This is a genomic window from Knoellia flava TL1 (genome assembly GCF_000768675.1).
In the GTDB taxonomy this organism is placed as follows: Bacteria; Actinomycetota; Actinomycetes; order Actinomycetales; family Dermatophilaceae; genus Knoellia; species Knoellia flava.
Genome location: NZ_AVPI01000062.1, coordinates 1 through 10254, shown reverse-complemented (window position 1 = coordinate 10254; position 10254 = coordinate 1). Strand labels below are relative to the sequence as shown.

Genomic DNA, 10254 nt, shown 5'->3' with positions numbered 1-10254 from the left:
CCTGACGGTCCCGGGCGCTCGCCGCCTCCCTCCGGGACAGGACGGCGGCCGCCCCGGCCACGGCCGCGACGAGGAGGAGCACCGTGGCGGACGCGAGGAGGGTGCGCAGCGTGCGGTTCTGGCGCTCGCGCTGGGCGGCCCGCTCCTCCGCCGCGCGCTGCTCCTCCTCGACGGAGGCCTCGGCGGCGCGGAGGAACTCGTGCTCGCCGTCGGTGAGCTCCGCGGGCCGCGCCTGCTGCACCTCGAGCGCGGACTGCAGGCTCGTGCCGCGCCACAGCAGGTCGGGGTCGCGCCCCTGCTCCTCCCACTCGGAGGCCGCGACCGCGAGCCGCTGCTGCACGGCCCGTCCCGAGTCGTCGTCGGCAAGCCAGCCCGCGAGCCGTGGCCACTCGCGGAAGAGCGACTCGTGGGCCACCTCGACGGCGTCACCGTCGAGGGTGAGCAGCCGCGCGCCCGCGAGCGCCGTGACGACCTCCGCGGCGCCGTCGCCCATCCCGTCGAGCTCGACGAGCGCGACCCGGCGCCGCACGACGTCGCCACCGGACACCCGGCCGGCGAGCCTGAGCAGGACGGCGCGGGCCACCGCTCGCTGGGACTCGGGCAGACCGGCATACGCCTCCTCGGCGACGTGGGCGACGGCGCCGGCGAGCCCGCCCATCCCGACGTAGCTGCCGTAGGTGAGGCGACGCCCCTCGCGCCGCTCCCAGAGCTGGAGCAGTGCGGTCGACAGCAGCGGCAGCAGCCCGGACGAGTCCCCGGCCTCGTCGCCCACCGTCTCGGCAAGGCCGGGCTCGAGCTCGAGGCCGGCGGCGGCTGCCGGAACCTCGACCATCCGGCGCACCTCCGCGCGGGTCGGCGCGCCGACGAGCACGGTGGCGTCCCGCGTGAGGGCGGCGAGCGCGGGGTGCTCGGCGATGCCGGCGAACCAGTCGCCCCGCACCGCGAGGACGACCGTGGTGTCCGTCTCGTGGGCGATCCCCGCGAGGGCGTCGAGGAAGGAGCTCCGCTCTCGGTCGTCGGTGCACGCCGTCCACACCTCCTCGAACTGGTCGACGACGAGGACGACGCGCTGGTCGGACCCACCCCTGCCGTCGACGTCGCTGTCGGTGTCGTTCTCGGGGTCGGAGCTCGCGAGCCGCACGAGGAGGTCGCCGAGGGTCGCCCCGTGCGCGGCACCCAGCGCCCTCTCGGCGAGCTCGCGCATCGGGGAGTCGCCCGGACGCATGACGACCCTCGTCCAGCCCGCGCTGCCGGGCAGCCCACCGGCGGCGAGGGTGCCGAGGAGCCCGGCCCGCACGAGCGAGGACTTGCCGCTGCCCGAGGCGCCGACAACGACGACGAGGCGTTCGGTCGACACCCTCGCGAGGAGCTCGGCCACGAGACGTTCGCGGCCGGCATACCAAGGTCGGTCCTCGACGTCGTAGGCCGCGAGACCTCGCCAGGGACAGGTGTCCGCGGGCACCGGGGCCGTCGGCGTGGCGGTGGTGAGCGTGAGGATGCCGTCGGCGAGGGCGGCACGACCGCCGCGGACCACGTCACCGGCGGAGGCGAGGAGGTCGGCCTCGTGGCGCACGAGGGCCGTCGCCTCGGCACGACGACGCCCGGCCTCCTCGGGGTCGAGGGCAGGCCGCACCTCCCCCTGCTCGGGTGCAGCCGGAAGCCGGAGGAGGTCGGGGTCGTGCGCGAGGACCCGCGCCTGGAGCTCGCGCAGCTCGGGACCGGGGTCGACGCCGAGGTCGTCGGCGAGGCGGGTCCGGGCACGGTCGAGCGCAGCGAGCGCATCGCCCTGACGGCCCGCCCGGACGAGCGCGAGCACGAGGGTGGCCCACGCCCGCTCCCGCCACGGGTGCTCGGCGACGAGCCGTTCGAGCTCCGGCACGGCCGCTCCCGCCCGGCCCAGGTCAACCTCCGCCGCCCAGCGGTGCTCCGCGGCGGTGACCCGCAGCTCCGAAAGGCGCTGCGCCTCCGCACGCCCGAACGTCGTCTCCTCGAACCCCGCGTATGCCGGCCCGCGCCAGAGCCGCTCCGCCTCCCGCAGGGCCGTGACCGCGTCGGCGGGCCGGCCGGCGTCGAGCGCCGTCCGGCCGGCCTCGGCCAGGCTGGAGAACCGCAGGGCGTCGACCTCGTGCGAGCCGACGGCGAGCCGGTAGCCCGTCCCCTCGGTGAGGACGACGGTCGGCACGCCGCGCCGGTCGGGCTCGAGGGCGTTGCGCAGCCGGAGGACGTAGGTCTGGAGGGCCTTGCCCGGCGCACGCGGCGGCTGGTCGGCCCACAGCGAGTCGCTCAGCTCGTCGACGCTGACCATCCGGCCGCCGGCCGAGACGAGGTGGGCGAGGAGGAGGCGCTCCTTGCCGCCCACGACGTCGACCACCCCGTGGGCCCCCCGCACGCGCAGCGGCCCGAGGACGCCGAACTCCATGGGCCGATGGTAGGGCTGGGCTGGCATCGCGGGCTCCTCTTCGGGGAAGTCCCGACGAGCAGACCCGAGGCCGGTCGCGGCCCGCTCACGACCGGCTCACACCGGACCGAGCAGCCGCGACCGAGCATCCGCGACCGGGCCGCTGGACCGGACCCTACTTCACCGAGCCGGCGGTGAGGCCGCCGACGAGGTGCTTCTCGATGACCGCGAAGAGGATGACGACGGGCACGACGGCGATGACCGACGCGGCGAACAGCTGGTCCCAGTTCTGCTCGTAGCCGGTGACGTAGGACCGGAAACCCACGGTGAGCGGCTTCTTCGAGTCGTCGATCATGAGGGTGAGCGCGACGACGTACTCGTTCCACGCGGCGATGAAGGTGAAGATCGTCGCCGTGACGAGCCCGGGCAGGGTGAGCGGCAGCATGATCTTGCGCAGCGACTGCCAGCGCGTCGTCCCGTCGAGCAGCGCCGCCTCCTCGACCTCGGTCGGGATCGAGCTGAAGAACCCGTGGAGGATCCACACCGCGAAGGCGAGGTTGAACGCCGCGTTGGTGAGGATGAGCGCGCCGTAGGTGTTGATCATGTTGAGCTCGAAGAACTCGCGGTAGAGCCCGACGACGAGCGCGGTCGGCGAGAACATCTGCGTGACGAGCACGAGCAGCAGGAACGGCGTGCGCCCGGGGAACCTGTATCGGGCCGTCATGTAGGCCGCAGGCACCGACACGAGGATGACGACGACCGTCGACGCCGCGGCGACGATGACCGAGGTCATGAGCCACGAGCGGAAGCGCTCGTCGCCGAGCACGTCCGCGTAGGTCGACCACTGCCACACCTTGGGCAGGAACGACGGGGGCGTCGCCTTGTTGTCCGACGACGACCGCAGCGAGCCGAGCACCATGACGACGTAGGGCGCGAGGAACGCGAACGCGACGAGCAGCCCGGCGCCCGAGAGCAGCCAGCGCCGGCGCGACGAGGTGACCGGCGAGCTCACTTGGTCTCCTCCCGCCAGTTGACGATCCTGAGGTAGACCGCGACGACGAGCAGGATGAGCAGCACGTTGATGACGCCCGCGGCGGCCGACATGCCCACGTCCTTCTCCTGGCTCTTGAAGGCGAGCTTGTACATGAACGTGATCGTCGTGTCGTGGAGGTAGCCCGGGTTGCGGTCGTTGAGCGTGTAGACGATCGGGAAGCTGTTGAAGACGTAGATGACGTTGAGCACCGTCGCGACGAGCAGCGCCGGGCGCAGCAGCGGCAGGGTGACCCGGCGCCAGCGTTGCCACGGCGAGGCGCCGTCGACGACGGCCGCCTCCTGCACGTCGTCGGGGATCGCGTTGAGCCCGGCGATGAAGACGAAGATCGTGAACGGCAGCGACACGAAGACGCCGACGAGCACCATCGAGGCCATCGTCCAGGAGTCGTCGCCGAGGAAGTCGATCGAGGTGTCGATGATCCCGAGCGTCTTGAGCGCGTGGTTGATGAGGCCGTAGTTGTAGTCGTAGAGCAGCACGAAGAGCTGCGCCGTGATGACGAGCGACGCGGCCCACGGCACGATGATCGCCCAGCGCACGAACCGCCGGCCCGGGAACGACTTCACGAGGAACTGCGCCAGCCCGAGCGAGATGACGATGGTCAGCGCGACGACGGCGACGACCCAGACGACCGTGTTGGTGAGGACGGTGCCGAGGTCGGGGTGCTCGAGCACGTTGGTGTAGTTGGTCCATCCCGCGGCGCCCTTGCGCAGACCGGTGATGGAGTACTCGCTGCGCGAGGCCTGGAAGAGCATGACCGCCGGGAAGAGCACGACCCCGAGGATGAGGGCAAGCGCGGGGGCGAGCCACGCGAGGGCCACGAGGGGGCGGACGCGCCCCACGGCATACGAGGACTTCGTATGCCGTGGGGCGCGGGTGACGTCCGAGCTCACTTCTGGGATTCGGCCGTCTTCTGGAGGCTGTCGAGCACGGCCTTGGGGTCGCCGGTCATGGCGCTGCCGAGGTTCTGCTGGACCGCGAGCTTGACCTTGTCCCACGTCGGGTCGTCGGTCGGGGTGAGCTGCGCGTTGGGCAGGGTGTCGAGGTAGACCTTGAGCTTCTCGTTGCTCTGGAACTTCTCCACACCGGTCTTGGTCACCGGGAGGAAGCCCTCCTTCTCGATGAAGGTGTTGATCTGGTCGGGCTGGTAGTAGAGCTCGTAGAACGCCTTGACGGCCTTCTCGTTGCCCGGCTTCTTGAAGGCCATGAGGTAGTCCGTGACGCCGAACGTCTTGGACTCGGTGCCGTCGTTGCTCGGGAACGGCGCGACGACGTAGTTGACCTTCTTGTCCTTGTCGAGGTCACCCGCGAGCGGGCTGAAGCCGACGACCATGCCGGCCTTGCCGGACTTGAAGAGGTCGAACGCGTCGGCGCGGTTCGTGCGCGCCGGGTTGTTCTGGGTGAGCTTGGCGTCGGTGAGCTTCTTGAGGAAGGTGAGCGTCTCGACGTTCTTGTCCGAGTTGATCGCCCAGGAGTCGCCGTCCTTCCACGCGCCGCCGTTGTTGAACAGCCACATCGAGAACTCGCCCTGGCTCTCCTCGGGGCCGAGCGGCAGGGCGTAGCCCGCGTTGCCGCCGGGGAGCGCCGCGACCTTCTTGGCGCTGTCCTCGAGCTCGGTCCACGTCTTGGGCGGGCCCGCGATTCCGGCCTGCTTGAAGAGGTCGGCGTTGTAGAAGAGGGCACGCGCGCTGGAGAGGTCCGGGAAGCCGTAGAACTTGCCGTCGTAGGTGCCGTACTTGACGAACGTCTCGAGGATGTCGGACTTGACGTTCGACGGGAGCACGGCGTCGGCGTCGTGGAGGAGGCCGTCCTTGGCGTAGCTCGCGTAGGCGTTGAGGTTGAGGATGTCCGGAGCCTGGTTGTTCTGGATCATCGTCGAGGACTGCTGGTCGATGTTGTCCCAGCTGACGACCTGCACCTCGAGGGTGTAGCCCGTCTTCTCCTTGTAGGTCTTGGCGAAGGCGTCCCAGAACGCCTTGGTGTTGTCCTTGGAGTACTCGGCCGCGACGAGCTTGATCGTCTTGGCCTCCTCGCCGCCTCCGCTGCTGTCGCCGCCACTGGCGTCGCCCGCTCCCGAACCACCGCCGCAGGCCCCCGCGAACAGCACCGCGAACGCGGCCCCCGCGACCAGGGCGGACTTCCTTGTCGACCTCATGACTCTCCCATCAGCTCCCGGTTCCTCCGGGCGCGCCACTGCGACCGGACCGGCTGGGAGCCAACGTAGGACGTGAAAGGGTTCCGTGCAATGGTGCTCGCGCGTTAAATTCTTCCGTAACCGGAACGTCACTCGGAGGCAAGTGCCGCCTCGATGTCGCCGGTGAGGGACTCGGGCTTGGCCGTGGGGGCGTAGCGCTCGAGGACGCGACCGTCGCGGCCGACGAGGAACTTGGTGAAGTTCCACTTGATCTTGCTGCCCAGCAGGCCACCCTTCTCCTGGCGGAGCCACTCGAAGAGCGGGTGGGCGTCGTCACCGTTGACGTCGACCTTCTCGAACATCGGGAAGGTCACGCCGTAGTTGCGCTGGCAGAACTCGCCGATCTGCTCGGCGTCGCCGGGCTCCTGGCCGCCGAACTGGTTGCACGGGAAGCCGAGGACGACGAGCCCGGCGTCGCCGTACTGCTTCCAGAGCTGCTCGAGCCCCTCGAACTGCGGGGTGAAGCCGCACTCGGAGGCGGTGTTGACGACGAGGACGACCTTGCCGGCGTAGGCACTGAGGTCCTGCGGTGCACCCTCGAGGGTCGTCGCGGAGAAGTCGGAGAGGGTCTGCTCGGTGCTCTGTGCGGTCATGTGCCGACCCTAGGCGCTACGGGGTCGCGTTCTCACACACAGTGCACGGTGGTTCCGCCCTCGCGCAGCAGCGCGACCTGCGGGTGGTCCTCGGCAGCCGTCGTCACGAGGGTGGAGACCCGGTCGGCGTCACAGATGACGGTGAACGCGCGCTGCCCGAGCTTGGCCTCGGCCGCGACGACGACGACCTCGGTCGAGCGCTCGACCATGAGCCGGGAGACCGCCGCCTCGTCCTCGTGGTGGCAGGTCGCACCCTCGCGCACGGCAAGGCCGTTGACGCCGAGGACCGCGACATCGATCCAGAGCTGGCTCAGGCCCGAGGCGGCGAGCGGTCCGGTGACCTCGTAGGACTCCGGCCGGGGGATGCCGCCGAGGCTCACGCAGCGCACGTGCGGGCGAAGCACCGCCTCGACCGCGATGTTGAGCGCGCTCGTCACGAGGGTGAGGCCGGGCGAGATGAGGTCGTCGCGAGCGGTGAGCCGGCGGGCCACGGTCGTCGTCGTCGTGCCGCCGTTCATCGCGACGACCGCGCCAGGCTCGATGAGGGCCGCCGCGGCACGCGCGATCCGGTCGAGGTCGGAGTCGTGCTGGCTCGAGCGGTAGCGGTAGGGCAGCTCGTAGGCCACCGAGGTCGCGACGACACCGCCATGGTTGCGGGTGACGAGCTGGCGACGGGTGAGCTCGGCGAAGTCGCGACGGATCGTCGCCTCCGACACCTCGAGCGCCTCGGCGGCCGCGCTCACGCTGAGCCGACCCTGGGTCGCGAGGAGGTCGAGGATGGCCGACAGCCGTGAGGCGCGGTGGCGCGGACCGTCCTGGGCCGCCTCGCTGGTGGGAAGCATGCCCGGACTCTACGCGCAGTTCACGCAGGACTGCAGGGTTGTGCTGCATGACTCTGCACACTTAGGCTGGGCATCGAGCAGTTTCGCGCAAGACGCGTACACCCAACGCTGAATGAGGATGTTCCGTGACCTTTCTCGAGCAGGAGATCGCCACCCAACCCGACGACTGGGCGCGCGTCGTGCAGCGCCTGCCCGAGGTCGCCGACCTCCTCCCGCGTCCCGGCGAGCGGGTCGCGACGATCGGCTGCGGCACGTCGTGGTTCATGGGCCAGGCGTATGCCGTCCTGCGCGAGTCCCTCGGCCAGGGCGTCACCGACGCCTACGCGGCGAGCGAGCACCACCTCGCCCGCGGCTACGACCGGGTCGTCGTCATCACCCGCTCGGGCACGACCTCCGAGGTCATCGAGGTCGTCGACGAGCTCCGGGCCGCCGGCACCCCGCACGTCGCCATCGTCGCGACTCCCGGCACGCCCGTCGCCGAGGCCGCACAGTCGACGATCCTCCTGCCCGAGGTCGACGAGCAGTCGGTCGTCCAGACCCGTTTCGCGACAACCGTCCTCGCGTTGCTGCGCGCCTCCCTCGGCGAGTCGCTCGAGACCGCCGTGGCCCAGGCACGGGAGGTGCTCGCGGAGGATGCGGAGACGGCATACGAAGGGTTGCTCGACGTCGAGCAGGTGAGCTTCCTCGGACGCGGGTGGACCGTCGGGCTCGCCAACGAAGCCGGGCTCAAGCTGCGCGAGTCGGTGCAGTTCTGGGCCGAGGCCTACCCCGCGATGGAGTACCGCCACGGCCCGATCAGCATCGCCGCGCCGGGCCGCGCGACGTGGGCGATCGGCGCCGTGCCCGAGGGCCTCGCCGAGCAGGTCCGCGCGACGGGCGCGCACTTCGAGCACCGTGACCTCGACCCCATGGCCGAGCTCGTCCGGCTGCACCGCTACTGCGTCGTGCGCGCCGCGGCCGCGGGCATCAACCCCGACGAGCCGCGCAATCTCACCCGCTCGATCATCCTCGACCCCGCCGGCTGATGGCCCTCTCCGCGCTCACCCCGGTCCTCACTGAGGCGCGCCGGTCCGGTGGTGCCGTGGCTGCGTTCAACGTCATCCAGGTCGAGCACGCCGAGGCGTATGCCGTTGCGGCAGAGCGCTCCTCGCTCCCGGTCGTCATGCAGATCAGCGAGAACTGCGTGCGCTGGCACGGGTCTCTGAAGCCGATCGCGGCGGCGACGCTGGCGATCGCCGAGGCGTGCTCCCAGCCGGTCGTCGTGCACCTCGACCACGCCGAGTCCCTCGACCTCGTCGACGAGGCGGTGCGGCTCGGCCTCACGTCGGTGATGTTCGACGGCTCGCGCCTGCCCGACGACGAGAACCGCGAGGCGACCCGACGGGTGGTTGCGCAGTGCCACGCCGAGGGGATCTCGGTCGAGGCCGAGCTCGGTGAGGTCGGCGGCAAGGACGGCGTCCACGCTCCCGGCGCGCGGACCGACCCTGGCGATGCGGCGCGGTTCGTCGCGGACACCGGCGTCGACGCCCTCGCCGTCGCCGTGGGCAGCTCGCACGCGATGACCGAGCGGGTCGCGGTGCTCGACACCGACCTCGTCGAACGGATCGCGGCGGAGGTGGCCGTGCCGCTCGTGCTCCACGGGTCGAGCGGGGTGCCCGACGACGGGCTCACCGCCGCCGTGCGGGCCGGCATGACGAAGGTCAACATCGCGACGCATCTCAACCGGGTGTGGACCGAGGCGATGGTGCACCGGCTCGAGGAGTCGCCGACCGTCGACACCAGGAAGTACCTCGGCGCGGCGCGCGACGCCGTCGCCGACGAGGCCGAGCGCCTCCTCCACCTCCTCCGCCTCCTCGCGGAGGGCTCCCACCCCTAGCCCGTGCACAACTCACCAATTCCTCCCGTTCGGTACGTACCGAACGGGAGGAATTGGTGAGTTAGGCACGTTCGGTGATCTCGACGTCGCCGATGAGGGCGTCGACGTCGAGGCGGTCGACGACCCCGGCGACGTTCTGACGCACCGCTGCTGCGGCCCACGCGCTGCCGGTGCGCAGGACGCTGGGCCAGTCGACGTCGTCGCGGGCGACACCGTCGAGCCCGCAGGCGACGGCCGCCGTGAGCGCGTCGCCGGCGCCGGTGGCGTTGCCCTCGGTCGCCGTCCGGGACCGTGCCTCGACGACACGACCTGACTTCGTGACGAGGACGAGGCCGTCGCTGCCACGCGAGACGAGTGCGGCCCAGGCGCCCGACTCGACGAGGGCGTGCGCCGCCTCCGTCGGGTCGTCGAGCCCGGTCTGCAGCGCCGCCTCGGAGGCGTTGGGCTTGACGAGGGCGGACGTGCGCGAGAGCAGCTCGCCCACCCAGTGACCTCGCCCGTCGATGACGAGCTCGGCGCCTGCCTCGGCCGCGGTGGTGCACAGGACGACGAGCGAGTCCTCGGGGGTGTCCGGCGGCACGCTGCCCGAGACGGCGAGGACGTCTCCCGGGCGCACGCTGCCCGCGACCATGTCGGTCATCGCGTCCCAGACCGACTGCGGCTGGGCGCTGCCCTGCTCGTTGAGCACGGTCGCCTGCCCGTCGACGCTCACGACCGCCACGGAGCGGCGGGTGCGGACCGGCGAGTCGACGAGCCGGAGCCGCAGCCCTCGCTGTGCAGCGTCCTCGACGAAGAAGTCGCGGTGCTGCTCGCCCACCGGCGCAATGGCGACGTGCTCGACGCTCATGCACGCGAGGACGCCGGCGACGTTGAGGCCCTTGCCACCCGCGTGGGTGCCGGTGACCGCGACGCGGTGGCTCTCGCCGACGTGAAGGCGCGGGACGGCATACGTGATGTCGAGGGCGGGGTTGGGGGTGAGGGTGAGGATCACGCGGCGGCCTCCAGGGCGAGCAGGGCGGCCCCGAGCGCGCCGGCGCGGTCGCCGAGGGCTGCGGGGGCGAGGGTGAGCAGGTCGTGGCCCATCGCGGAGGCGAGGCCGTCACGCAGGGGGTCGAGCAGGGTCGCGCCGGAGAGGACGAGTCCGCCGCCGACGAGGACGAGGCGCGTGCCCGCGGCGGCGCAGACCGGGGCGAGGACGCGCACGAGGGCGTCGATGGCGGCGTCCCAGATGTCGCGGGCGATGGGGTCGCCGTCGGCGAGCGCCCGGGTCAGGGTCTCGGCGTCGCCCTCGCGGCCGGCG

At 71.5% G+C, this 10254-nt stretch carries 10 protein-coding genes; 2 read left to right on the top strand and 8 right to left on the bottom strand.

What is annotated here, in order from left to right; genetic code table 11:
* From N798_RS17575 to N798_RS14915, 6 genes are all read right to left on the bottom strand, one after another.
* Nucleotides 1-2419, bottom strand: a 2419-nt coding sequence (locus N798_RS17575; protein ID WP_198030761.1) for an AfsR/SARP family transcriptional regulator, incomplete at its 3' end; no start/stop codon positions are given.
* Nucleotides 2420-2573: 154 nt separating this feature from the next.
* Nucleotides 2574-3410: a carbohydrate ABC transporter permease gene (locus N798_RS14935; RefSeq protein WP_035949929.1), complete on the bottom strand. Its 837-nt coding sequence runs from the start codon at nt 3408-3410 to the stop codon at nt 2574-2576.
* On the bottom strand, nt 3407-4342 hold the full coding sequence (locus N798_RS14930) for a carbohydrate ABC transporter permease (RefSeq protein WP_035949926.1): 936 nt from the start codon (nt 4340-4342) through the stop codon (nt 3407-3409). The genes N798_RS14935 and N798_RS14930 overlap by 4 nt, the downstream gene beginning before the upstream one ends.
* Nucleotides 4339-5604: an extracellular solute-binding protein gene (locus N798_RS14925; protein WP_035949924.1), complete on the bottom strand. Its 1266-nt coding sequence runs from the start codon at nt 5602-5604 to the stop codon at nt 4339-4341. The genes N798_RS14930 and N798_RS14925 overlap by 4 nt, the downstream gene beginning before the upstream one ends.
* Nucleotides 5605-5732: 128 nt before the next feature.
* The gene (locus N798_RS14920; RefSeq protein WP_035949922.1) at nt 5733-6236 is read right to left on the bottom strand and encodes a glutathione peroxidase; all 504 of its coding nucleotides are present in this window, start codon (nt 6234-6236) and stop codon (nt 5733-5735) included.
* A gap of 32 nt (nt 6237-6268) precedes the next feature.
* Complete coding sequence (locus N798_RS14915; protein WP_052117409.1) at nt 6269-7078, bottom strand: DeoR/GlpR family DNA-binding transcription regulator; 810 nt, start codon at nt 7076-7078, stop codon at nt 6269-6271.
* A gap of 125 nt (nt 7079-7203) precedes the next feature.
* Between N798_RS14915 and N798_RS14910 the strand changes: the two genes are divergently transcribed.
* Nucleotides 7204-8103 carry an SIS domain-containing protein gene (locus N798_RS14910; RefSeq protein WP_035949918.1) on the top strand — a complete coding sequence of 300 codons (900 nt, stop codon included), beginning with the start codon at nt 7204-7206 and terminating at the stop codon, nt 8101-8103.
* Complete coding sequence (locus tag N798_RS14905; RefSeq protein ID WP_035949916.1) at nt 8103-8954, top strand: class II fructose-bisphosphate aldolase; 852 nt, start codon at nt 8103-8105, stop codon at nt 8952-8954. Before N798_RS14910 ends, N798_RS14905 begins: the two co-directional genes overlap by 1 nt.
* Before the next feature lie 61 nt (nt 8955-9015).
* On the opposite strand, the gene N798_RS14900 is transcribed toward N798_RS14905, so the two are convergent.
* Together N798_RS14900 and N798_RS14895 are read right to left on the bottom strand one after the other, a co-directional pair.
* Nucleotides 9016-9945, bottom strand: coding sequence for a 1-phosphofructokinase family hexose kinase (locus N798_RS14900; RefSeq protein WP_052117408.1), 930 nt, complete (start codon nt 9943-9945; stop codon nt 9016-9018).
* On the bottom strand, nt 9942-10254 hold a 313-nt coding region (locus N798_RS14895), incomplete at its 5' end, for an ROK family protein (protein ID WP_035949914.1). The genes N798_RS14900 and N798_RS14895, both read right to left, overlap by 4 nt.

Excerpts from the sequence above, each read along its gene's own strand:
- N798_RS14920 (WP_035949922.1), bottom strand. The coding sequence starts at position 6,236 with ATGACCGCACAGAGCACCGAGCAGACCCTCTCCGACTTCTCCGCGACG.
- N798_RS14925 (WP_035949924.1), bottom strand. The coding sequence starts at position 5,604 with ATGAGGTCGACAAGGAAGTCCGCCCTGGTCGCGGGGGCCGCGTTCGCG.
- N798_RS14905 (WP_035949916.1), top strand. The coding sequence starts at position 8,103 with ATGGCCCTCTCCGCGCTCACCCCGGTCCTCACTGAGGCGCGCCGGTCC.
- N798_RS14915 (WP_052117409.1), bottom strand. The coding sequence starts at position 7,078 with ATGCTTCCCACCAGCGAGGCGGCCCAGGACGGTCCGCGCCACCGCGCC.